The organism is Luteimonas sp. YGD11-2, from assembly GCF_004118975.1.
In the GTDB taxonomy this organism is placed as follows: Bacteria; Pseudomonadota; Gammaproteobacteria; order Xanthomonadales; family Xanthomonadaceae; genus Luteimonas; species Luteimonas muca.
This window is the reverse complement of record NZ_CP035376.1, coordinates 1,187,987-1,210,398: the sequence shown is the minus strand read 5'-3', so window position 1 is coordinate 1,210,398 and position 22,412 is coordinate 1,187,987. Positions and strand designations below refer to the sequence as shown.

The window sequence follows — 22,412 nt, the reverse complement described above, 5'->3', positions numbered from 1 at the left end:
CGTTCACTTCGCGGATAAAACAAGACCCCGCAAGCGGGGTCCTGTGGAAACTGGAGCGGGAAAAGGGGCTCGAACCCTCGACCTCAACCTTGGCAAGGTTGCGCTCTACCAACTGAGCTATTCCCGCGGTGGAGACGAAATTCTAACCTGACTTCGGGAGGTGTCAACACCTTTTTGAACACCTTTCTGTTCGCTTTCCATCAGCACCGGCCACGCTGCGCGCAGATACAGCATGCCCGACCACAGCGTCAACAGCGCAGCCGCGGCGAGCAGCCAGTCGCCGATGTGGAAGACCAGCTCGCCCATCCACGGCGTGGCCCGCGCGGGGCGATCCGGGGTGACGGAATACAGCAGGCACAGCAGCGCCACCATCTGCACCACGGTCTTGAACTTGCCGATCGCGGCGACGCGTACGGTGGCGCGCTGGCCGAGTTCGGCCATCCACTCGCGCAGCGCGGAAACCGCGATCTCGCGGCCGACGATCACCGCCGCCCAGAACGCCATCCACGGCGTGGGGTGGCCCTGCACGATCAGGAACAGCGCCACGGCCACCATCAGCTTGTCGGCCACCGGGTCGAGGAAGGCGCCGAACGCCGACGACTGGTGGTAGCGCCGCGCGATCCAGCCATCCAGCCAGTCGGTGATCGCCGCCACCCCGAAGATCGCCGCGGACGCGAAGTTGGTCCATTTGAACGGCAGATAGAAGACCACCACCAGCAGCGGGATCATCAGGATCCGCAGCAGGGTGAGCCAGGTGGGGATGGTGAGCTTCATTCGGTCAGGTCGCGGAATCGGTGCCGTGCAGGCTGTCGTAGATGCGTCGCGCCAGCGCGGCGTTGACGCCCTCGACTTGCGCGATCTCCTCGGCACCGGCGGCCCTGAGGCCGGCGAGTCCGCCGAAATGCCGCAACAGGTTAGCGCGTCTGCGTGGTCCGATGCCGGGAATGTCCTCCAGGCGGCTCACGCTGCGTGCCTTCTGCCGGCGCCCGCGGTGCCCGGTGATCGCGAAACGGTGCGCTTCGTCGCGCACCTGCTGGACCAGCTGCAGGCCCGCGGATTCCGGCCCGGGCTTCAGTTCGCGGCCGTCGGGGAGCAGCAGGGTCTCGTGGCCGGCCTTGCGCGCCTCGCCCTTGGCCACGCCGACCAGCAGCACGCCGTCCGGATTGCCAGCGCTTCGCGTGGGGATGCCGAGCGATTGCAGTACGTCGCGTGCCTGCGCCACCTGGCCGGCGCCGCCATCGATCAGCAGCACGTCCGGGAGCACCGCTTCGCGGGCTTCCCTGGCCGGCTCACCGTCCGCTGCAGCTTCCGGCGTGGCGAGCGCGGCGGCTGCGCGTCGGAAGCGCCGGGTCAGCGCCTGGTGCATGGCGGCGTAGTCGTCGCCGGGCACCACGCCGGTGATGTTGTAGCGGCGGTACTGCGAACGCACCGGACCCTCGCCGTCGAACACCACGCACGACGCCACGGTGGCCTCGCCCATGGTGTGGCTGATGTCGAAGCACTCGATGCGCCGTGGTGCCGCGTCCAGACCCAGCAGTTCGCGCAGGGCCTCCAGCCGCGCCTGTTGCGCCGATTGGCTGTCGATGCGCGCGGCCAGCGACAGCGCCGCATTGCGCCGCACCAGTTCCACGTAACCGGCGCGCTCGCTGCGCACGCTGGTCTTGATCTGCACGCGCCGGCCGGCATTGATCGAGAACGCCTCCTGCAACAGCGCGACATCCTCGATCGCGCGGTCGAGCACGATCTCGCGCGGCGGTGGCTGCTCGGCGTAGTACTGCGAGACGAACGCGGCCAGCACCTCGGCGGGATCCTCGCTGCCGGCAGTGCGCGGGAAGAACGCGCGGGTACCGAGATTGCGGCCATCGCGGAACGCCAGCAGCATCACGCAGGCTTGGCTGCCCTGCATCGTGCAGGCCAGCACGTCGAGGTCGGCGATGCTGCCATCCACATACTGGCGCGCCTGCAGTCCGCGGATCGTGGCGATGAGGTCGCGCAACGCCGCGGCGCGTTCGAACTCCAGCGCTTCCGACGCCTGCTCCATGGCCTGTGCGAGTTCCTCGTTGAGTTCGCTGCTGCGGCCGTCGAGGAACAGGCTGGCGCGATGCACGGCCTGGGCGTAGTCCCGGGGATCCACGAGATCCACGCAGGGCGCGCTGCAGCGGCCGATCTGGTACTGCAGGCACGGCCGCGAACGGTTGCGGAACACGTTGTCCTCGCAACTGCGCAGGCGGAACAGCTTGTGCATGACGTTGAGCGTCTCGCGCACGCTGCTGGCGCTCGGGTATGGCCCGAAGTAGCGGCCGGGCATCGAGCGCGGGCCGCGGTGGAACGCCAGCCGCGGCCACTCGTCGCCGGTGAGCAGCACATAGGGGTAGCTCTTGTCGTCGCGCAGCATCACGTTGTAACGCGGCTTGAGCGACTTGATCAGCTGGTTTTCCAGCAACAGCGCTTCCGCCTCGGTACGCGTGGCGGTGACCTCGATGGCCGCGATCTGCGACACCATCGACATGATCCGCGTCGGCTTCGGCGTCGCGCTGAAGTAGTTGGCCACGCGCTTGCGCAGCGACGCGGCCTTGCCCACGTACAGCACCGCGCCGTCGGCGGCGAGCATGCGGTAGACCCCGGGCGCGGTGCTCAGCGTGCTGACGAACGCCTTGCCGTCGAAGCTCCCGCCGCCATCGCCGCGGTTCCTGCCCGGGCTCATGGGCCGCCCACGGGCATCATTCGCCAATGGGCACGTGGCTCATCGTGCCGTCGCGCGTGTCCAGCCGCAGTACGGCATGCGCATCGGTATCGGCGATCCACACCACGCCATCGGCCACCGCCAGCCCGGACGGGCCGTGCAGGGGCCGCGGCAGTTCGAACGTTCCCAGCTCGCCACCGCCCAGGCGCAGCGTGCGCAGCACGTCGTTGCCGCTGTCGGCGATCCACAGGCGCGGCGAGTCGGGGTCGAGTGCAAGCGCCTGCGGCTGCTGCAGGCGCGCATCCACGCGCTGCCCGTCGGCGCGGCCGAACTCCCACGCGCCCTGCCCCACCAGCGTCTGCACCTGGCGGGTGCGCACGTTCACGCTGCGGATCGCGGACCCGGCGGCATCGGTGACGTACACCGCCTGCTGCACGGCGGCCAGGCCGACCGGTTCGGCGAAGGCGGCCATCTCGCCGGTGCCGTCGACGACGTCGAGCGCCCCCGACCCTGCGAGCAGCGACAGTTCCCGCTGGCCGAGGTCGAGATCCCAGATACGGTTGTCGCCGGCGCAGGCCACGTACAGGTGCCCGCCGGCCAGCGCCACCGCGCGCGGCTGGTCGAGGATCACCGCGCGCGGATCGCTGACGATTCCCGGCTCCGCGGTGCCCGGGCGCCCGGCCCCGAGCACGGTATCGACATCGCCGGTGCGCAGCTGGATGCGCCGCACCGCGTGGTTGCCGCTGTCGGCGATGTACAGGGTGTCACGCTCGATGGCGATGCCGTGCGGGCGGTTGAACGCCGCCAGTTCCATCGGGCCATCGATGAAGCCCGGGCCGCCGCTGCCGAACTGGCGCAACACGCGCCCGCCCTGGTCGCACTCGAGCACGCGGTGGTGGTTGCTGTCGGCCACGTAGAGATAACCGCCCGACAGCGCGATGCCCACCGGGAAGCGCAGCGGCAGTCCCGGCTCGCCGCCGCGACGCAGTTCGATCGGCCGGGTGCTGCGCGAACGCGGCACCAGCCCGGCGATGAGCTGGCTCACGCGCATGTCCAGTTCACGGATCGGCCCTTCGCCGACCACGCGGTCGCGGATGCGCCCGTCGCCGTCGATGAGCACCACCGTCGGCCACGCCTCGATGCCGAACTGCTGCCACGCGACCCAGTCGGCGTCGTGGGCCAGCGGGAACTCGAACTTCTGCCGGCGCAGGCGCCGCCCGGCGCGGCGTGCATCGCGCTCGTGCTCGAACTTCGGCACGTGGATCGCCACCACGTTGAGGCGCTCGCCGTGGCGCGCATGCAGGTGCGCGAGGTCGTTCAGGCGCTGGGTGGACCACGCCGAGCCCGCGTTGATGAAGGCCAGCGCACAGACCTTGCCGCGCAGCTGCGCCATGCGCACCGGCTCGGTGGTGTTGAGCCAGTCGAGGCTGGCCGGAAACTCGGGGGCGAGCGTGTGTTCCATGGGCCGTCCGGAAGCCGCAATCGCGGGATTATGCGTCATCGCCGCGATGCGGGGCCTGCAGCCGGCGCACCGCACCGCGGGCGGCGGCCTCGACCACCTGCCACACATCCTCGAAGTGGTCGTCGCCGCCGGTGTAGGGGTCGGGAATGGCGCCGTCGCCGGTCATCACCCCGGCCCAGTCGGTGAGCAGCGCGATGCCTGCCGTCGCCTCCGCCGGCCGGCGGGCACGCACGTCGGCGAGGTTCTGCAGGTCGGCGCACAGCAGCCAGTCGAAACGGGTGTAATCGGCGGTGGTCAGCTGGCGCCCGCGCAGGCCCGAGAGGTCCACGCCATGGCGCGCGGCAGTCGCGACCGCGCGGGGATCGGGCGGATTGCCGACGTGCCAGTCGCCGGTGCCGGCGGAGTCCACCTCCACGTGGTCCAGGCCGGCCTCGGCCAGCTGCCGGCGCAGCGCGCCCTCGGCCATCGGCGAACGGCAGATATTGCCCAGGCAGACGACCAGCAGACGCGTGGGCTCAGACATTGCGGTGCTCCTGCAGGCGCGCTTCGGCACGCGCGAGGTCTTCGGGGGTGTCGATCCCGGGCGGGAACGGCGACGGCGCCAGGCCGACCGCGATGCGGTGCCCACTTTCGAGCACGCGCAGCTGCTCGAGCGCCTCCACCTGCTCCAGCACCGCCGGCGGCATCGCCGCGAAGGCGCGCAGGAAGCCGGCGCGATAGCCGTAGATGCCGATGTGGCGCAGCCAGGTGTGGCCGGCAGGCAGACGGTCGCGCGCCTGCGCAAAGGCATCGCGTGGCCACGGCACGGGTGCGCGGCTGAAATACAGCGCATCACCATTCGCGGCGCGCACCAGCTTGACGGCGTTGGGATCGAACAGCGTCTCCACATCCTCGACCGGTGCCGCCAGCGTGCTCATCGGCGCGCCGCTCGATGCCACCAGCGCAGCCACCGCGCGGATCCCATCGGCGGGCGCGAACGGCTCGTCGCCCTGCAGGTTGACCACGATGGTGTCGTCGCTCCACCCCGCGATCTCCGCGCACTCGGCGAGACGGTCGGTGCCGGAGGCATGGTCGCTGCGGGTCATCGCCACGTGCACCGGGGTGGACGCGAGGGCCGCGGCGATGCGCGGGTCGTCGGTGGCGACCCAGACGTCACGTGCGCCGGCGGCCAGCGCGCGCCGGGCCACGTGCAGCACCAGTGGTTCGCCGCCCAGCGGTTGCAGCGGCTTGCCTGGCAGACGGGTGGATGCGTGACGGGCCGGAATGGCCACGACAAAGTCTGGAATCATCGCGCGATGATGCCACGCGCGCGGCTGCGGCTCAGCCCGGAGCGGTGCGCAACGCCCGCAGGCGATCGAGCAGCGCCACCCAGAACGCCTCGGGGAGCCCGGCATCGACCGGCACGCTGTAGTGGCGTTCGCCGGCGAGCGCTGCGCACTTCACCGCGTCCTTCTCGGTCATCAGCACCGGCAGGTCGCTGCCGAACTGCAGGTCCCCGGCGCGGTAGCGGTGATGGTCAGGAAACGCATGCGGCACCACGCCGATCCCGCGCGCACGCAGCCCGGCGAAGAAACGCTCGGGATCGCCGATGCCGGCCACCGCGTGCACGCGCTTGCCGACGAAGGCATCCAGCGACAGCGGCCGGCCGCCCAGCAGCGGCAACGCGCGCGTGGACTGCAGGCGCATCGGCCATTCGCCGAAGCCGGTGCTTTCGGATCCGGTTTCGCCCGGCACCGCGGTCCCGCGATTGACCACGCGGAACGCGACGCCACCCGCGCGTTCCGCCGGCTCGCGCAGCGGGCCGGCAGGAATCAGCAGGCCATTGCCGTAGCGGCGGCGGCCATCGATCACCTCGATCTCGAGGTCGCGGCGCAGCCGGTAGTGCTGCAGGCCGTCGTCGCAGACCACCACGTCACAGCCGGCGGCCACCAGCGCGCGCGCAGCGGCGGCGCGGTCGCGGTCGACCCGGACACGCACGCCGGTGCGTCGGGCGACCAGCAACGGTTCGTCACCGGCCAGCGCCACCGGCGTGTCCGGGGTGACCCACAGCGCGTCCTCGGCACGGTCGCGCCCGTAGCCGCGGCTGGCCACGCCGGGCGTCCAGCCGGCATCGCGCAGGCGCTCGACCAGGGCAATCGCCAGCGGCGTCTTGCCGCTGCCACCGGCAATCAGGTTGCCGATGACGATGACCGGCGCATCCGCACCCAGGCGTCGGCGCAGGCCACGCGCATACAGCCCGCGGCGCACCGCCACGGCACCACCGTAGACGCCCGCAAGCAGGCGCGACCACAGCGGCGGGGCGGCGCCGTCGAACCACCAGCGCGGCGGGGTGCGGGTGCGACCGCTCATGCGTCGCCGTCGCGGAACTGCATCCGGTGCAGGTGCGCATACAGGCCGCCCTGCGCGAGCAGCTCGGCATGCGTGCCCTGCTCCACCAGCCGGCCGTGGTCGAGCACCAGCACCTGGTCGGCGTGTTCGATGGTGGACAGCCGGTGCGCGATGACCAGCGTGGTGCGGTCGGGCATCAGGCGATCGAGCGCGACCTGGACCAGCCGCTCCGATTCGGTATCGAGCGCGGCGGTGGCCTCGTCGAGGATCAGGATCGGTGCATCGCGCAGGATCGCGCGCGCGATCGCCAGGCGCTGGCGCTGGCCGCCCGACAGCCGCGAACCGTTCTCGCCGATCGCGGTATCCATCTTCTGTGGCAGGCGTTCGATGAACTCCCAGGCGTTGGCGCTTTCCGCCGCGGCGCGCAGGGCCTCGGGCGAGGCATCGGCGGCGTAGGCGATATTGGCCGCGACCGAATCGTCGAACAGCATCACCCGCTGCCCGACCAGGGCGATCTGCCGGCGCAGGTCGGCCAGCCGGTACTCGTCGAGCGGTACGCCATCGAGGGTGATGCGGCCGCTGGTGGGCTCGTAGAAACGCGGCACCAGGCGCACCAGGCTGGTCTTGCCGCTGCCGGATCGGCCGACGATGGCGGTCACCGTGCCCGGTCGAGCCGTGAAGCTGATGTCCTCCAGCGCGACATGCCCGGCGTCGCGCTCGTAGCGCAGGCCGACGCCCTCGAAGCGCAGCTCGCCGCGCGCGCGTTCCAGCGGGCGGCCGCCGACATCGCGCTCCTCGTCGGCGTCGAGGATGGCGAAAATGCGCTCGGCAGCCGCCACGCCGCGGCCGATCACGCTCTGCACGTTGGTGATGCGCCGCAGCGACGGGATGATGCCCATCATCGCGGTCATCAGCTGCACGAATTCGCCCGGCGACAGCGCCTGTTCCAGCGCTTCGCGGGTGGCCACCCAGATGATCGCCGCCAGCGCGCATGCGGCGAAGATCTGCACCAGCCCCGATGCGATGGCGCGGGTGGTCTCCACCTTCATGTTGAGCCGCAGCACGCGGTTGGTCAGCGTGGAATAGCGGTCCTGCTCGAACCGCTGCGCGCCATACACCTTGACGTCCTGCTGCGCGGCCAGCGACTGCTCGGCACTCTGCGCAAGATCGCCCATGCCGGTCTGGATGCCGGAACTGATGCGCCGGTAGCGGCGGCCGACCACCCACACCAGCACGCCGATCAGCGGCACCACCACGATCATCGCCATCGTCACCTTGACGCTGGTCCACAGCATCAGGCCGAGCAGGAAGATGATGGTGAGGCCATCGGCCACCAGCACCTTGAGCGCGTCGGTGCTGGCCTGGGCGACCTGTTCGGTGTCGAAATTGAGGCGGCTGACCATCGCCGGCACCGCCTCGTCGTCGAAGCGCGCGCTCGGCAGGCGCAGGTACTTGCCCAGCACCTGCTCGCGCATGTCGCGCACCACGCTGCGGCCGGTGCGCGCCATGCCGTAATCGGAGGCGAAGGTGGCCACGCCACGCATCAGGAACAGGCCGACGATCGCCAGCGGCAGCCAGATCGCGGCCCAGGGTTGCGGATTGACGAAGCCGTCGTCGGTCAGCGGGCCCATCAGGTAGACGAAGGCCCCACCGGCAACCGCCTCGATGACCATGCCGATCATCGCCATCACCAGCAGCGGCCAGTAGCGGCCGGCGTGGCCGAGCAGGCGGCGGTAGATCGGCCAGGCGGCCGGCGGCTTGGGTTGCTGCTGGGTCATCGGGTATTGCTCAACGCGTCGCCGCGTCGGGCGCGGTGGCGATCGAAATCTGTCGGAAACCAAGCTGGCCCAGCGCGTCCATCGCGGTCACCACGGCCTGGTGCGGGGTGCGTGCATCGGCACGTAGCAGCACCGGCCGCTGGCGGTCGTCGCCGGCGACTTCCGCGATGGTGCGCTTGAGCGATTCGACGTCGGTGCGCAGGGCCTCGCGGTCGTCGACGAAATAGCGGCCGTCGGCATTGACCAGCACGCTCAGCGATTGCGTCTGCGCCTGGGTGTCCTCGGCATTGGCGCGCGGCAGCTCCAGCTTCATCACCGAACGCGCGTCGAAGGTGGTGGTGATCACGAAGAAGATGATCAGCACCAGGATCACGTCGATCAACGGCACCAGGTTGAGCTCGGGCTCGTCGCGGGCGCGACGGTCGCGGATGCGCATGGCTCAGCCCTGCACGGCCAGTGCCGGGTCGCCCACCGCGGGCGCCACCGGCGCACCGGCGGTTGCTACGGGGCGGCGGCTGCGCGGGTCGATCGCGTCCATCAGGCGGATCGCCTCGCTCTCCATCTCGACGATGTAGCCGTCGATGCGGGCGCGGAAATGGCGGTGGAACATCAGCGCCGGGATCGCCACGATCATGCCGGCCGCCGCGCACACCAGCGCCTTGCCGATACCGCCGGCCAGCTGGTTCACATCGCCGACGCCGTGGTCCATCACCCCCATGAACATCTGGATCATGCCCACCACGGTGCCGAACAGGCCCAGCAGCGGACCCGCGGCGGCAATCGTGCCAAGCGCATTCAGATAGCGCTCCATGCGGTGCACGAGGTGGCGACCGGTGTCCTCGATGCGCTCGCGGATCTCCTCGCGGCTGCGGTTGCGCACGTCGAGCGCGGCGGCCAGCAGCGCGCCCAGCGGCGAGGTCTGGCGCAGTGATTCGATATGGGTCGCATCCAGCCGCCCGCGCGCAGCCCAGGCGCGGACCTCGTCGCCCAGGCCCGGCGGAAGCACCGCCTTGCGACGCAGCGCCCAGCACCGCTCGACCACGATCGCCAGCGCCACCGCCGACAGCAGCAACAGCGGAATCATCGGCCAGCCGCCGGCCTTGACCAGTTCAAGCACGTCGTATTCCCCGGGCCGCAGCGGCCGTCCACGAAAACCGGGCGCTAGGATAGCGTAGCCACCGTGGGGCGCAGCGGCGGCAGGCGACGGCACCCATCGACGTGCCGGCTGGCGCTACTGGCTATCGGCGAGCCGCGACTGGCGCCGGGCGGCATCCCACAGCCGTGGATGGCTGGCGCGGCGTTCTGCGACCGAGACGCCCCGCGCATCCAGCCGGACCCGCAGCGCGCCGGCAGCCGCGGTGTCGTGCACGCGCGCGCCGGCAGCTTCCCAGCGGCCGACGGCCTCGGCCTGCGGATGGCCGAAGCGGTTGCCGTGGCCGGTCGACACCAGCGCATGCCGGGCGCCGGTGGCGGCAACGAACAGCGGATCGGACGATTTCCCGCTGCCATGGTGCGCGGCCAGCACCACCTCTGCACGCACCCCGGCCGGATCCGCGCGCGCCAGCTCGCGTTCGACGACCGCACCGATATCGCCGGCCAGCAGCACCGCCCCGTGCGCGGTGTCGATCCGCAGCACGCAGCTGGCCTCGTTGCGGAAATCGGGAAAATGCAGCGGCGGATGCAGGAAGCGGAAGCCAACGCCATCCACCGCCCAGCTGCTTCCTGCGAGGCACGGCGCCGCGCCCTCGAGACCGGCGTGTTCGGGCGCGAACAATGGCGCTGCCGGAAACCTGCGCCGCACCGCCGCCAACCCGCCGGCATGGTCGAGATCGGCATGGCTGGCCACCGTCGTGTGCACGCGGCGTACGCCCAGCGCGTGCAGGGCAGGCAGCACCACGCGTTCGCCGGCGTCGTAGCCATCGGGAACCGCGGGCCCCATGTCGTACAGCAGCGCGTGGTGGCGCGTGCGCACCAGCACCGACAGGCCCTGCCCGACATCGAGCACGGTGATGTCGGCGGCCCCATGCTCGGGCAGCTGTCGATCGGGCCACAGCAGCGGCAGCCACAACAGCGCCGCCAGCGGCTTGCCGGGCACACCACGCGGTAGCAGCAGCCAGAACGCCGCCAGCACCGCCAGCGGCAACGCGAACCATCGCGCCTCCGGCAGCCACCACAGCGAGGCGCCGCTGGCCGCCAGCCGCTCGAACAGCGGCCAGCCCAGATCGAAGCACCACGCGGCCAGCCGCCAGGTGCCGGCGCCCCAGCCCGCGTGCACGGCATCGAGTGCCGTGCCGAGCAGCGACAGCGGCACCACCACCAGGCTCCACGATGGAATGGCGACCAGGTTGGCGAGCGGACCGGCCAGCGATGCCTGCCCGAACAGGATCACCGTCAGCGGCAGCAGGCCGAGCGTGGCCACCCATTGCGCGCGCAGGAAGCTGGCCAGCACCGGCTTGCCCTGCGCATCCGGCAGACACCAGACCAGCCAGGCCACGCCGGCGAAGCTGAGCCAGAACCCGGCAGTGAGCAGCGACAGCGGATCGACCGCCACCACCGCGATGCCGGCCAGTGCGAGCGCATCGGCCACGCCCAGCGGGCGGCGCCACAGGCGCGCGGCCATCGCGACGCCGATCATCAGCACCGTGCGCACCGTGGGCAGCGCCCAGCCGGCGACCGCCGCATAGAACAGCGCCGCGGAAAACGCTGCCAGCACCGCCGCATGCGGCCGCGGCAGCAGCCGGCCCAGCGGCGGCCACAACCTCCACAACCCGCCGGCCAGCAGCGCGAAGAAACCCGCGACCAGACCGACATGGAAGCCGGAAATGGCGATCAGGTGGGTCAGGCCGGTGGCGCGCAGCGTTTCCCAGTCGATCTCGTCGAGCCCGCGCGTATCGCCCAGCGCCAGCGCACGCACGTAGCGCGACGACGCACTGGGCACCGCGGCCTCGATCCGCTGCGCCACCTGTTCGCGCCAGCGGTCGATGCCCTGCCCGGCGCGCAGCGGCACCGGCGGCTCGCGGTCACGGACGTATCCCACCGCGGCGATGCGGCGTGCAAAGGCGTGCTTCTCGCTGTCGTACCAGCCGGGATTGCGCAGTCCACGCGGCGCACGTACGCGCGCCGTGAAGGCCCACCGGCTGCCGGCTTCCAGCGCATGCCGCCCGGTCGAAGCGCCATCGCGGTCGTCATACCAGGCCAGCCGCAACAGGCGCCCCTGCAGCGCATCGGACATCGCGTCGCCGCGATCGACGCGAAACAGGAAGCGGGTGCGGTCGACATCGTGCTCGGGAAGTCCCACCACCCGCCCGGAGAGTGGCACGTCGGCACGCTCGAGCTCCGCCGGCAACTGCAGCGCGAGGGCGAACACCGCGTGCAGGCCGGCCAGGGACGCACCGCAGGCAAACGCACCGCCGACGCGCCATGTACCGCCGCGCCACCAGCCGTAGAGCCCGACGACCGCCACCACACACCACCAGGGCCATGCCGGCAAGGCTGGCAGCAGCAATGTGCCAAGGGCGCCTGCGACCAGCGCCGTGGCCACCGCGGCCCCCAACGGATGCACGTGCGCAGTGCTCACGCGGGCACCGTGTCGAGCGGACTGCGCACGCCGCGACCACCGCGGTTGAGCACATGCGTATAGATCTGTGTGGTCGATACATCCTTGTGCCCCAGCAGCTCCTGGATGGTGCGCAGGTCATAGCCCGCTTCCAGCAGATGGGTCGCGAAGGAATGCCGCAGTGTGTGACAGGTGGCCGGCTTCACCAGCCCGGCATTGCATACCGCCAGCCTGAAGGCACGCTGCAGCCCTTTTTCATCGCGGTGATGGCGCCTGGTGATGCCGCTGCGCGGATCGATACTGCGCGCGCCCGACGGGAATACATACTGCCAACCGGGTTCACGGGCCGCGGTCGGAAACTTCACGGCGAGCGCGGAAGGCAGCCAGACCGCACCATATCCCGCGTCGAGATCACGGCGATGGATCCGCCGCACCTCCTCCAGTTGCGCCTGCAACGGCGCGAACAACGCCCCGGGCAGCATCGTGCGGCGATCCCGCCCGCCCTTGCCACCCCGCACGGTGATCTCGCCGCGGGAAAAGTCGACGTCCTTCACCCGCAGCCGCACACACTCCATCAGCCGCAGGCCGCTGCCATACAGCAGCGAAGCCATCAGCCAGTGCACGCCCGACATTTCTCCGAGCACGGCCGCGCACTCCTCGCGCGACAGCACCACCGGCAGCCGGCGCGGTTTCTTCGCGCGACGGATGTCCTCCATCCACGGCAGGTCCTGCCCGAGCACTTCGCGGTAAAGGAACAGCAGTGCCGCAAGGGCCTGGTTCTGGGTGGAAGGCGCGACATTTCCACATACCGCAAGCGAGGTCAGAAACGCTTCCACCTCGCGCCCGCCAAGTTCGCGCGGATGCCGCCTGCCGTTGGCGCGAATGAACCGCACGGCCCACCCCACATAGGCATCCTCCGTCCTGCGGGCAAGCCCGAGCCGTCGGATCCGCCCCCGCATCCGCTCCAGCAGCCCGCCCGGACGGCTCTCACCGGCGCTGACTCCATCACTCGTTGTTCCCCGATCCGTGGGGTGGTAGCGTCCCATCGACCTTCCTGGTCAGCGGCATCCAGCACCAAGATTACGCACCAGGATTAGGCACCCACATCCGACGCAAGCCGTTGTGGGTGTAGGAAAATCCCGGATGCGGGACGGGGAAAACAACGGGTTACGGGGGCGACGTTACAGCCCGATTTGTCTTCGAATAGGTGTTAGGCCTTGTTTCCCGCACTGTTGTTGCTGGGTTCCAGGCGATCTGTAGCGCATCGCGTATCCGCAGCGTTTGCACCTCTCACGCGCGGTGCAGACATCGGCAGTCAGCCCTGCAGGGCCTCGGCTTCGGACTGGCGCGACTCTCCGCAAGATTCGACCGGCCGAGTCGGCTTCGGACAGGGCGCTGAGAGAGTTCTTGGCCGCGCGAGTCGCTGGTTTTGGCTCCGTCCCCGGCAAGTGCCAGCCTCAGGCCGTTCGGCCAGACTTGTTGTAGTGTTCGGCTCAGGGGTTGGGCTGTCGCAAGGTCGGGCGCAAGCTCGGCTTGCGGCGGCCTAACAAGTCGTTCAAGCCGAAGCCGCTTCGTTACGCAAAACACATGGCAGGTAAAGCTTGCCATGTGTTTCGCTCCACTACGCGTCTCGGCTTAACTCTGGCGTTAGACATCATGAGCAACGCAGTGCCCGCCGAGATTTCGGTACAGCTATCACAGGCACTCAACGTCATCGAGCATCATCTGGGATCGACGTTGCTGGCCGTGCATTTGTACGGCTCTGCACTCGACGGTGGCCTGAAGCCATGCAGTGATATTGATTTGCTGGTTACTGTGACTGCACAGCTCGATGAGACTGTGCGGCAGGCTCTGTTCGTAGATTTCCTGGAAGTTTCCGCTTCTCCCGGCCAAAGTGAAGCTCTCCGTGCCTTGGAAGTTACCATCGTCGTGTACGGCGATGTTGTTCCTTGGCGTTATCCAGCCAGACGGGAACTGCAATTCGGGGAGTGGCAGCGCAAGGACATTCTTGCGGGCATCTTCGAGCCCGCGACAACCGATGTTGATCTGGCTATTCTGCTAACTAAAGCAAGGCAACACAGCCTTGCCTTGGCAGGTTCGGCCGCGGAAGATTTCTTCAACCCAGTCCCGGAAAGCGATCTATTCAAAGCACTGGCCGACACCTTGAAACTATGGAACTCACAACCGGATTGGGCAGGCGACGAGCGGAATGTAGTGCTTACTTTGTCTCGCATTTGGTACAGCGCAGCAACCGGCAAGATCGCGCCGAAGGATGTAGCTGCCAACTGGGTAATGGAACGCCTGCCCGTCCAACATCAGCCCGTGCTGCTTGAAGCCCAGCAGGCTTACCTTGGACAAGGGATGGATTGCTTGGCCTCACGCGCTGATCAGTTGACTCCGTTCATTTACTTTGTGAAGCACGAAGCCGCCAGTCTGCTCGGCTCCACGCCAATGATGTCTAACAGTTCATTCAAGCCGACGCCGCTTCGCGGCGCGGCTTAATTCTGGTGTTAGAGGGCTTGGAGAGACATATGTCGGCGGATCAAGAAGAAGCAGCTCGCCAAGAGCTTCGATCAGCACTTTTCGCGTTGCCCGTCATCATCGTCGTTGCTATCGCCTGCTGGTACTTCCTTTTCTCGGATAGGACGTACCAGGACCAAGTCGCTGCGAGAGAGCCGACTATCTCAGAGATGTATCCTGGATCGTGGCAAACCGACATCCGAGGAGACATCACGCGCACCTTGGCCGGAAACAGGGCTCGCGGGTGCGGCGTTTACGTGTATAAGCAGAGTGTCAAATCTTCCAGTGAGTTCTTGGTGTACTGCTCGCCTGATGGGCTCGGAGACTGGACGGCGTATCAGGTGTGGCCCAATATCAATGAGGTTATTGGGCCCTTGCGGACGCACGAAGAGATTCCGCCGCCCGCCCTCTAACAATGCGTTCAAGCCGAAGCCGCTTCGTTCCGCAAAACACATGGCAGATACAGCTTGCCATGTGCTTCGCTCCACTGCGCGTCTCGGCTTAACTTAGGTGTTAGGCGCTGGTTGATGATCACTATCAGCGTTGAAAGAGGTGTCGTTCGCCTCACCTCTTGGGATGAGGTGTACGAGACCCCTGGTTTCGTCAGGGCACTTGATCCAAAGTCGGCAGCCCTGAAGGAGATCATTGGCGTTTACTCGTTTAGTAGCAGGCAGCCCTGCGGGTTGAAAAGCTGCAAACAGCCTCATGGCAACGGCTACCTCGTAACCACCACTGACGGGCAGGTTACGAATCTCGGGAGCGTATGCGGGAAGAGCGCATTCTCCGTTGTCTTCACGAGCCTACAAAAGATCTTCGACAGGGATCTGCGCGCCAAGGAGCGTCGCGAAAGGTTGGAAGCTGTTCAGAGCCGGCTGCCCGCGCTCCTCGCCCGCTTCGACAACCTCAGGGACAGCGCTCGCCCCGCGTACAAAGCCGTCACCTCCCTACGCGGGACCGGTGTGCCCCAACCAGTCGCCGATAGCGTTAAGCGGATGATGCGCAGTGGTGATGGGGCAATCACCACGAACAGAAGAGGCACCAAGCGCGAGCGCGAAATCGCCCTGGAGTCCGGTATCGCTCGGCCAGACATGCCGTACTACGTCACTGAGACCGTGGGGCGCCTATCTCACATCGCTGCGCTGCAGTCCTATGACACCGTCCGCAATGACCTCCTTGAGCTGGAGCCAGCACTTCACCGTCTTGAAGGAGTTGATGTAAGCAGCCTTTCTGACAAGGAAGCGAGGCATCTGGACAAAGTTACCGGCGGCTTGGATGCCCGGCTAGACCAAATGGAACAGGTCGTGGCTACGCTTAGAGCATTTGCTACTCGCGATAACATCGCTCAGCTCGCGGCAATTTTGGAGTCCCCTGCTGACCGGAAGCTCTTCTCGGTGTTCGTGGCATCGTTGCCCAGCACCTAACAATTCATTCAAGCCGATGCCGCTTCGCGGCACGGCTTAATTCTGGCGTTAGGCAACATGGGCAGCTTTCCGGCGAGGTGACACATGGATCAGAAGCTACTCGCACGCTACCGGGAGTACGCAGGGTCTGAGGAAGCTCTCGCCGTCCTGTTCGTTAAGGAACACCTCGTAGAGGCGAAAGGTCACTGGGTAGACCCGGTGGACTTCGAGCGCTATGAAATGTCGCCGAACAACATGCACTTTAGGTTCGTCGTCGGCGGCCTTTACCCCCGAAGGCTCCAACCGAAGTACCCGCCGAAGGCTGCCTTTGCGGTGAATGGCAAAGTCGATGAGAAGGCGTACTACCTCATGGTGCGCGCAATCACTTGGGAAACTGCGCACACCGACGTCGAGCAGCAAAAGGCCGCCAAGACTAGGCCGCTCAAGTTCGAGGTGCGTGGCGTCAGCTATGACAGGAATCGGGGCAACACCAGTTTCTTCCGCGAAGACGCTCCGTCAGAAATAAAGGCCTTGGCCGCAAACCTCTCTGACCGCACGCATCCGCTGTGGGATACAGCACTCCAGTACGCAAACGCACCCGAATTTGTCTACGAAATCAGAACGACCAAGGTGTACTAGCATGTTGCCTAACAATTCGTCCAAGCCGACGCCGCTTCGCGGCGCGGCTTAACTCAGGTGTTAGCCGGCTATGAAATCTCTTGGCGCTCTCATGCTGATTGCCATCTTCACGAGCGGGTTGGCTATGGCTAATCCATCAACTCCGGAGCCGCTTGAGGTTCCGGAGGTTCCGGTGCCACCGGATGACTGTTTCGGGCGAACTTATACCTGCCAAGCCAAACTCTCCTTCACCGTGGTGGAGGATGGCTCGGTGGTTGGCATCAAAGTGCTGGAGTCATCACGTAGTTATCCGTGCGACCGCGCGCTCATTCATAGCTTGCGTGGCCGTGTCTATCCTGAGCTTCTGACTGCAGCACACTTGGAAGAGCGGCTTGTTGGCTATCAATGCATCAACGGCCGGCCGGCTAACAATTCGTTCAAGGCGATGCCGCTTCGCGGCACGCCTTAACTCAAGCGTTAGGCCTGGGATTAGAGGAGTCAGTAATTTGGAAAAGCTCACTGCATTACTAGCCAAGATCGGACTCGGACGAATGTCCGCCAGCGAGTATCGAGCTAATCTCAATGGCTTGAATATGTTCTTTGGGGCAGTCCTAGGCTTTGTCTTTGCTGGAACTGAAAACCTGAGTGATCTCCAGTTCGGGCAGGTCTTGCTCGTCCTCGCCGGCAGCGTGATCGCTATTCTTTTCATCTCATCGAGCCGAAATCGCATTGTCTACTCTGCTCTAGCCCTAGCTTATTCCGCATTTCTTCCAGAGATAATTGACCTACTGCTGAACGGAAATAATCTTGTGCCCGGGAAAATTCGCCCCACACTTCTTACGTGGGCGCTTATGACGATCCTGGTGGAGTTTTGGGCTCGCGACAAGACGCCTAATACACAGGGGTGAATTAACACGCGAAGTGCAACACCCCGAGTAGTTCTTCGAGTCGCTCGATCGGGGACTTGTAGCCATGTCGTTTCCTGGGCCTGTGGTTGAGCTTGTGGGCGATGGTGTCGCAGTGGCCTTGCCGTACTTTTGCAAGGCTTCTTCGTTTGGGAAAGTACTGCCGTAGCAGCCCGTTGAAATTTTCGTTGCTGCCGCGTTGCCATGGGCGGTGCGGGTAGGCGAAGTAGCAACGGATGTGGGCGGCCTGCTCGAGCTCCTTGTAGCCATGGAACTCCGTGCCGTTGTCCCAGGTAATGGTCTTGAACGGCAGGCCGCTTTCGCGGATCAGCTTCAGCGCGGCCCGGTTCACTGCAGTCGTAGTGCGATGCGGCAGCTTGGCGACCAGAGCGAGGCCGGTGCTGCGTTCGACCAGGGTCAGGAGGCAGTCGCGCTCGGTGACCGAGCCCATGACGGTATCTCCTTCCCAATGGCCCACTTCGTCGCGGGTCTCGACGGCTTCGGGTCGGGTGTCGATCATGGGCTTGCCCTGCAGGCGGCCGCGTTTCTCTGGGCCGAACGTGCGTTTTCGTCGGCGCTTGCCGCCTTGGCGCAGGCAGCTGCGGAGCGTGCCACCGCGCCTGGCGTCGCTGTGCACGTGGCGGTAGATGGTCATGTGGCTGATCCTGGCGACGTTGTTGTCGGCCAGCCAGTTCGCGATCTGCTCGGGGCTCCACTGCTCGCTTCGCAGAAGCTCCTCGATGGCCTCGAGAATACCGGGCTCATGCTGCTTCACGCGCCGGGAGCGCCGCCGTCGACCGTTGGTTCGCTCCTGGGCCTTGCTGGGTCGGTAGGCGCCGTCGGTGGCGTGGCAGGCGTTGCGCCGTAGCTCACGACTGATCGTGCTCGGGTCGCGGCCCATGATTCGGGCGATGGCGCGGCCGGTGAGGCCGTGTCGATTGAGGACGCCCAGCGTGTATCTTTCACCCTGGGTGAGCTGGCTGTACATGAAGGATCGTCTCTTGCCGGAGAAGTCCTCCCCAGTCTGCCAGCTCACCTTTTCCTTTCCGGGTGGCGTGGGTGTTGCACTTACTTTGTTAACCTGCGAGGCCTAACAATTCATTCAAGCCGACGCCGCTTCGCGGCGCGGCTTAATTCAGGTGTTAGGGCGCAATGGATAGGCTCACGTTACTCATAGCTTTCTTGGTTGCTGCATCCCCAGGCACCGCGTCCTCTGCCGAGTCCTTCAGCTTTGAAGAGCTCGCTTCCTGCGATGAAACTCACGATCCATATGGCCAAGATCGACTTACCGTCGAGCGCGCCGATGCTCGCTTGCTAGTATCTGGACTTGTCGGACTGAGTTGCGGCGAGCGCGTCACGCGACCTCAACTCTTGCCCGATTGGGGTTCGCTCACCTTAGCAATTGACACGGACAGCGGCGGTGAGCCGGTGGCAGCGTGCCGGTGTTCCGCGAAGATCCGGTTCACCCTGAATCAAGAGGTGCCATCCGGCCGTATCATCTACTTAGTCAAGAACGGAAAGGGTGCGGCTCATGCGGTTGCGCCCTAACAAGTCATTCAAGCCGATGCCGCTTCGCGGCACGGCTTAATTCTGGTGTTAGAGGGCTCTGAATGCTCAAGGCTCCTTGGCAAAAGCTCCACATGCCCAGAGAACTCGCATGTGAGTTCCTTGGCATATTTTCGCGCTTTGAGTACGCGCTAAAAGCGGGCGGCTTTGCCAAGTCCAGCCAGCGCGGCTATGCGGAACCAGACTGGACAACCTTCGGCCAGTCAATCGCCGCAAACTTCAACTCGGCTGCAACACCAGAACTAGATGCATCTGTCGCCTATTTGGTGGCAAATCCGCCTTTGCGTCAGTCGTACTCTGCCGCGGCAGGCCTTTCTTGGTCGGCCGTACCTGTTGCCGCCGGCGTCTCTCAAGCAGAACGCCTCATCGCTTACGTTCGTTGCGTCAGAAACAACCTATTCCATGGTGGCAAGTTCTTGGCTCAACCAGTCGGATCGTCTGACCGAGATTTCAAGTTGTTCACTTGTTCACTGGTCGTCCTAGGCGGCTTGGTCACTCTCAATAGCAATGTAGAGCAGGCGTATTCCACGTGACGCCCTCTAACAATTCATTCAAGCCGAACCCGCTTCGCGGGTCGGCTTAATTCAGGCGTTAGGCCGCACAGGCTGATCTGCGGCGAGTACCAAGGGGAGCAACTCGTGACACACACATCCAACGACCTGCTTGGCGTTGCCATCAAGCTCTTCTGGACCATCCTGTTCTCTCTGGTGCCGGCGGTGCTGCTGGGCATGGATTTCGGTTTTTCCGTCGGTATCGGCTACTTTGTTGTTACGGCTGCAATCCTTTCGGTTCACTACGACGTGCAAGACACTCGCAAGGCCGTCCAGGAGATCGCAAAAGGTCGCCAATCATGACCGGCGTGCGGCCTAACAATTCATTCAAGCCGAACCCGCTTCGCGGGTCGGCTTAATTCAGGCGTTAGGCCTTGTTTCCCGCACTGTTGTTGCCGGGCTCCAGGAAATCTGCGGCGCCTCGCTTATCCGCAGCGTTCGCACCTCGCACGCGCGGTGTAGGCATCGGCAGTCAGCCCTGCAGCAACTCGGCTTCGGACAGCCGCGACTCTCCGCAAGATTCAACCTGCCGAGTCGGCTTCGCACAGAGCGCGGTGAGAGTTCTTGGCCGCGCGCACCGGCCATCCAGCTCCGGTCGTGCCAAACGCCAACCCAAGCGTTCTGGCAAGGGCTGTTGTAGTGTTCGGCTCAAGGGTTGGGCTGTCGCGGGTCGGGCACAAGTGCTGGGCAGCGGCGGCCTAACGAGTCGTTCAAGCCGAAGCCGCTTCGTTACGCGGGCCAGGCGGCAGATAAAGCTTGCCACCTGGCCCGCTCCACTACGCGTCTCGGCTTAACTCTGGTGTTAGGCCCTATGGACAGTTCTCTACTGATTGGACAGGTAGTGCAATCGGTTCAACTCTTGCCTTTTCGGCTAGAGCACCCTGCACTACGTGGATTGCCAAGTGCCGCTACGGCGTCGAAAATCTGGCTCCAACTCGCGACTGGAGAGAGCGTGCAGATTGCTCCCTGCGAGGTCGATCTGATCCAGGAAGCGCATCCCGCATTGGGGCTTGAGGTTTCGACCTGTTCACCCCAGCAGCGCACCGAACCAGTCCGGCGGGATAGCCCTGTAGAGTTCGAGTTGATCGGGCTTCCGCAACCCATCACCGGTGTGCGAGCATCGGACCCAAACAAAGAAGGTACCGCTACCCAGCTAGATTTCTCGCTTGGCAGGCTCTACAGCCTGTCCGTGCTGCACGTGACTCCCATGGTTCTCGCAGTATGGGTCAGTGGTGCAATAGCGCAGCCTAGGGCCTAACAATGCGTTCAAGCCGACACCGCTTCGTTACACCAAGCACATGGCAGGTACAGCTTGCCATGTGCTTGGCTCCACTACGCGGCGCGGCTTGACTTAGGTGTTAGCGCGCACATGAAGTACTCCTCGGCCATTGGAAGAACGATTCCCTGCGGGATCATCGGATTGTTCGCTGGTGGCTACCTCGCATCCGTGCTCTTGGGAGTCGGAATCGCTTTCTCCAATCCCGCGCCGCAACTTCATGATTGGCTCTCTGTGCCGCTAGCGGCATTTCCTCTTCTCGCCATCGCGCTGCTCTTTGCCGCGCCGGCCACGCTCCTCATCGGGTGCCCTTTGTACGCGGCACTGCTGCAACGAGGTCGCGCCTCCATTATCTCAACGCTACTTATTGTTCTTGTCGTTGCTACCGTATGCTCCGTGGCCATAGAGCCGGCCGTTGCATACCTCGTTGGCTTGTACGGCGTCCCCATTGCACTAATCACTCACCTACTGCAGCGGGTGCGCTCTAACAATTCATTCAAGCCGAACCTGCTTCGCGGGTCGGCTTAATTCTGGTGTTAGGCCGCAGATGACTATCCTCGACACATTGGCAAAAGCACAGCGGAACTTCATTGTCGCTGTCCTTGCCGTTTGGTTGATGGGACTCATCGCTATGGTCACAGTGCCGCCGCAACTTACAGTTTTAGTTAGCTTCGGCGTCATTGCCGTCATGCTCGCTGCGTTCGGCTATTTGCACCGGGCATCGCGCTGTCCCCGTTGTCACGCTAGGCTGTGGTTATCTCTACACAAGCTTGTTCCACTTGGTCCGTTCAGGCCAAGGCTCAGTCACTGCCCATCCTGCGGGGTCTCGGTCAGTGAACGTGCTGCGGCCTAACAATGCGTTCAAGCCGACACCGCATCGGGGCGCAAACCACATGGCAGGAAAAGCTTGCCATGTGCTTCACGCCCCGCTGCGGCGCGGCTTAACTTAGGTGTTAGGCCTTGTTTCCCGCACTGTTGTTGCTTGGTTCTAGGCAATCGGTAACGCCTCGCTTGCCCGCAGCTTTTGCACCTTGCACGCGCGGTGCAGGCATCGGCAGTCAGCCCTGCAGCACCTCGGCTTCGGACAGGCGCGACCCTTCGCAAGATTCGACCTTCCGAATCGGCCTCGGTCAGTGCGCGGTGAGAGTTCTTGGCCGCGCGCGTGGTGCGCTTCGGCAGCACCAAACACGGCGCTTGTTGTACTGTTCGCCTCAGGGGTTGGGCGGTCGCACGTCGGGCGCAGGTGCCAGGGAACGGCGGCCTAACGAGTCGTTCAAGCCGATGCCGCTTCGCGGCACGGCTTAACTCTGGTGTTAGGCGGCAGGAGGAAGATATGGTGCGCTTGAGAGAGCTTGTGTCGGTTGGCGGCGCGGTTGCAATTGGCGTTGCGCACGGCGTGCTTGTATCGGTTGTGTTCGCGTACCTTGCCGTGCACTTTTCCGTGGCAACTTGGGTACATTCGCTGAGAATAGGTACCGTTGCCTCAAACGCGATGCTTTTCCCCATTGATTTCGCGTTACATGTCGTCTTGTCTATGCCAGCCGTCCTTGTGCTTCGCCTGCTCAAGCCCTGGCATTACGCTTGGTATGTGCTGATTGCCCTGCTTGCGTTCCTCGCCTGGGCATACCTCCCCGCAGCTCACTTGCTGGGCCAGACTCCGCTGTCTTGGTACACGTCATGGGCCCTCGTCATGCAGGTTGTCCCTCTACCGGTCGCTGCGTGGCTCGTTGCATGGCGTCGCGTGCCGCCTAACAATTCATTCAAGCCGA

Annotated in this window: 19 protein-coding genes and 1 tRNA gene; 7 read left to right on the top strand and 13 right to left on the bottom strand. The window is 65.4% G+C overall.

The window, feature by feature from the left end:
* Window positions 1-51: 51 nt before the first annotated feature.
* From ERL55_RS05535 to ERL55_RS05480, 12 genes are all read right to left on the bottom strand, one after another.
* Window positions 52-127 (bottom strand) — tRNA-Gly (locus ERL55_RS05535).
* Window positions 118-774 carry a CDP-diacylglycerol--glycerol-3-phosphate 3-phosphatidyltransferase gene (pgsA, locus tag ERL55_RS05530; RefSeq protein WP_129135535.1) on the bottom strand — a complete coding sequence of 219 codons (657 nt, stop codon included), beginning with the start codon at window positions 772-774 and terminating at the stop codon, window positions 118-120. Before pgsA ends, ERL55_RS05535 begins: the two co-directional genes overlap by 10 nt.
* A 4-nt stretch (window positions 775-778) precedes the next feature.
* A complete protein-coding gene (gene uvrC / locus ERL55_RS05525; RefSeq protein ID WP_129135534.1) occupies window positions 779-2,704 on the bottom strand; it encodes an excinuclease ABC subunit UvrC in 1,926 nt (641 codons plus the stop codon).
* A gap of 16 nt (window positions 2,705-2,720) precedes the next feature.
* The gene (locus ERL55_RS05520) at window positions 2,721-4,145 is read right to left on the bottom strand and encodes a thioredoxin-like domain-containing protein (RefSeq protein ID WP_129135533.1); all 1,425 of its coding nucleotides are present in this window, start codon (window positions 4,143-4,145) and stop codon (window positions 2,721-2,723) included.
* Window positions 4,146-4,173: 28 nt separating this feature from the next.
* Entirely contained in the window at window positions 4,174-4,668 is a 495-nt protein-coding gene (locus tag ERL55_RS05515) for a low molecular weight protein-tyrosine-phosphatase (protein WP_129135532.1), read from the bottom strand.
* Entirely contained in the window at window positions 4,661-5,431 is a 771-nt protein-coding gene (gene kdsB, locus ERL55_RS05510; protein ID WP_129137226.1) for a 3-deoxy-manno-octulosonate cytidylyltransferase, read from the bottom strand. The genes ERL55_RS05515 and kdsB overlap by 8 nt, the downstream gene beginning before the upstream one ends.
* 34 nt (window positions 5,432-5,465) lie before the next feature.
* The gene (gene lpxK, locus ERL55_RS05505; protein ID WP_129135531.1) at window positions 5,466-6,494 is read right to left on the bottom strand and encodes a tetraacyldisaccharide 4'-kinase; all 1,029 of its coding nucleotides are present in this window, start codon (window positions 6,492-6,494) and stop codon (window positions 5,466-5,468) included.
* Complete coding sequence (gene msbA / locus ERL55_RS05500) at window positions 6,491-8,251, bottom strand: lipid A export permease/ATP-binding protein MsbA (RefSeq protein ID WP_129135530.1); 1,761 nt, start codon at window positions 8,249-8,251, stop codon at window positions 6,491-6,493. The genes lpxK and msbA overlap by 4 nt, the downstream gene beginning before the upstream one ends.
* A 10-nt stretch (window positions 8,252-8,261) precedes the next feature.
* Window positions 8,262-8,687 carry a biopolymer transporter ExbD gene (locus tag ERL55_RS05495; RefSeq protein ID WP_129135529.1) on the bottom strand — a complete coding sequence of 142 codons (426 nt, stop codon included), beginning with the start codon at window positions 8,685-8,687 and terminating at the stop codon, window positions 8,262-8,264.
* A gap of 3 nt (window positions 8,688-8,690) precedes the next feature.
* Entirely contained in the window at window positions 8,691-9,368 is a 678-nt protein-coding gene (locus ERL55_RS05490) for a MotA/TolQ/ExbB proton channel family protein (protein WP_129135528.1), read from the bottom strand.
* A gap of 114 nt (window positions 9,369-9,482) precedes the next feature.
* Window positions 9,483-11,828, bottom strand: a complete 2,346-nt coding sequence (locus ERL55_RS05485; protein WP_129135527.1) for a DNA internalization-related competence protein ComEC/Rec2 — start codon at window positions 11,826-11,828, stop codon at window positions 9,483-9,485.
* Window positions 11,825-12,766, bottom strand: coding sequence for an integron integrase (locus tag ERL55_RS05480; RefSeq protein ID WP_129137225.1), 942 nt, complete (start codon window positions 12,764-12,766; stop codon window positions 11,825-11,827). The genes ERL55_RS05485 and ERL55_RS05480 overlap by 4 nt, the downstream gene beginning before the upstream one ends.
* Before the next feature lie 697 nt (window positions 12,767-13,463).
* On the opposite strand from ERL55_RS05480, the gene ERL55_RS05475 reads away from it, so the two are divergent.
* From ERL55_RS05475 to ERL55_RS05455, 5 genes are all read left to right on the top strand, one after another.
* On the top strand, window positions 13,464-14,309 hold the full coding sequence (locus tag ERL55_RS05475) for an AadA family aminoglycoside 3''-O-nucleotidyltransferase (protein WP_129135526.1): 846 nt from the start codon (window positions 13,464-13,466) through the stop codon (window positions 14,307-14,309).
* A 545-nt stretch (window positions 14,310-14,854) separates the two neighbouring features.
* Window positions 14,855-15,748 carry a hypothetical protein gene (locus ERL55_RS05470; RefSeq protein WP_129135525.1) on the top strand — a complete coding sequence of 298 codons (894 nt, stop codon included), beginning with the start codon at window positions 14,855-14,857 and terminating at the stop codon, window positions 15,746-15,748.
* A gap of 84 nt (window positions 15,749-15,832) precedes the next feature.
* Window positions 15,833-16,366, top strand: a complete 534-nt coding sequence (locus tag ERL55_RS05465) for a hypothetical protein (RefSeq protein WP_129135524.1) — start codon at window positions 15,833-15,835, stop codon at window positions 16,364-16,366.
* 70 nt (window positions 16,367-16,436) lie between these two features.
* A complete protein-coding gene (locus tag ERL55_RS05460; RefSeq protein WP_129135523.1) occupies window positions 16,437-16,814 on the top strand; it encodes a hypothetical protein in 378 nt (125 codons plus the stop codon).
* 37 nt (window positions 16,815-16,851) lie between these two features.
* A complete protein-coding gene (locus ERL55_RS05455; RefSeq protein WP_241685851.1) occupies window positions 16,852-17,253 on the top strand; it encodes a hypothetical protein in 402 nt (133 codons plus the stop codon).
* A gap of 1 nt (window position 17,254) precedes the next feature.
* Here ERL55_RS05455 and ERL55_RS05450 read toward each other — a convergent pair whose 3' ends face one another.
* On the bottom strand, window positions 17,255-18,238 hold the full coding sequence (locus tag ERL55_RS05450; RefSeq protein WP_129135522.1) for an IS30 family transposase: 984 nt from the start codon (window positions 18,236-18,238) through the stop codon (window positions 17,255-17,257).
* A gap of 622 nt (window positions 18,239-18,860) precedes the next feature.
* Here ERL55_RS05450 and ERL55_RS05445 point away from each other — a divergent pair.
* Together ERL55_RS05445 and ERL55_RS05440 are read left to right on the top strand one after the other, a co-directional pair.
* Window positions 18,861-19,349 carry a hypothetical protein gene (locus ERL55_RS05445; RefSeq protein WP_206733371.1) on the top strand — a complete coding sequence of 163 codons (489 nt, stop codon included), beginning with the start codon at window positions 18,861-18,863 and terminating at the stop codon, window positions 19,347-19,349.
* Window positions 19,350-19,454: 105 nt separating this feature from the next.
* Window positions 19,455-19,670, top strand: coding sequence for a hypothetical protein (locus ERL55_RS05440; RefSeq protein ID WP_129135520.1), 216 nt, complete (start codon window positions 19,455-19,457; stop codon window positions 19,668-19,670).
* Window positions 19,671-22,412 lie beyond the last annotated feature (2,742 nt).

Excerpts from the sequence above, each read along its gene's own strand:
- ERL55_RS05520 (WP_129135533.1), bottom strand. The coding sequence starts at position 4,145 with ATGGAACACACGCTCGCCCCCGAGTTTCCGGCCAGCCTCGACTGGCTC.
- ERL55_RS05495 (WP_129135529.1), bottom strand. The coding sequence starts at position 8,687 with ATGCGCATCCGCGACCGTCGCGCCCGCGACGAGCCCGAGCTCAACCTG.
- ERL55_RS05515 (WP_129135532.1), bottom strand. The coding sequence starts at position 4,668 with ATGTCTGAGCCCACGCGTCTGCTGGTCGTCTGCCTGGGCAATATCTGC.
- ERL55_RS05470 (WP_129135525.1), top strand. The coding sequence starts at position 14,855 with ATGATCACTATCAGCGTTGAAAGAGGTGTCGTTCGCCTCACCTCTTGG.
- ERL55_RS05480 (WP_129137225.1), bottom strand. The coding sequence starts at position 12,766 with ATGCGGGGGCGGATCCGACGGCTCGGGCTTGCCCGCAGGACGGAGGAT.
- uvrC (WP_129135534.1), bottom strand. The coding sequence starts at position 2,704 with ATGAGCCCGGGCAGGAACCGCGGCGATGGCGGCGGGAGCTTCGACGGC.
- ERL55_RS05460 (WP_129135523.1), top strand. The coding sequence starts at position 16,437 with ATGAAATCTCTTGGCGCTCTCATGCTGATTGCCATCTTCACGAGCGGG.
- ERL55_RS05445 (WP_206733371.1), top strand. The coding sequence starts at position 18,861 with ATGCTCAAGGCTCCTTGGCAAAAGCTCCACATGCCCAGAGAACTCGCA.
- ERL55_RS05475 (WP_129135526.1), top strand. The coding sequence starts at position 13,464 with ATGAGCAACGCAGTGCCCGCCGAGATTTCGGTACAGCTATCACAGGCA.
- lpxK (WP_129135531.1), bottom strand. The coding sequence starts at position 6,494 with ATGAGCGGTCGCACCCGCACCCCGCCGCGCTGGTGGTTCGACGGCGCC.
- msbA (WP_129135530.1), bottom strand. The coding sequence starts at position 8,251 with ATGACCCAGCAGCAACCCAAGCCGCCGGCCGCCTGGCCGATCTACCGC.
- ERL55_RS05465 (WP_129135524.1), top strand. The coding sequence starts at position 15,833 with ATGGATCAGAAGCTACTCGCACGCTACCGGGAGTACGCAGGGTCTGAG.
- ERL55_RS05450 (WP_129135522.1), bottom strand. The coding sequence starts at position 18,238 with ATGTACAGCCAGCTCACCCAGGGTGAAAGATACACGCTGGGCGTCCTC.
- pgsA (WP_129135535.1), bottom strand. The coding sequence starts at position 774 with ATGAAGCTCACCATCCCCACCTGGCTCACCCTGCTGCGGATCCTGATG.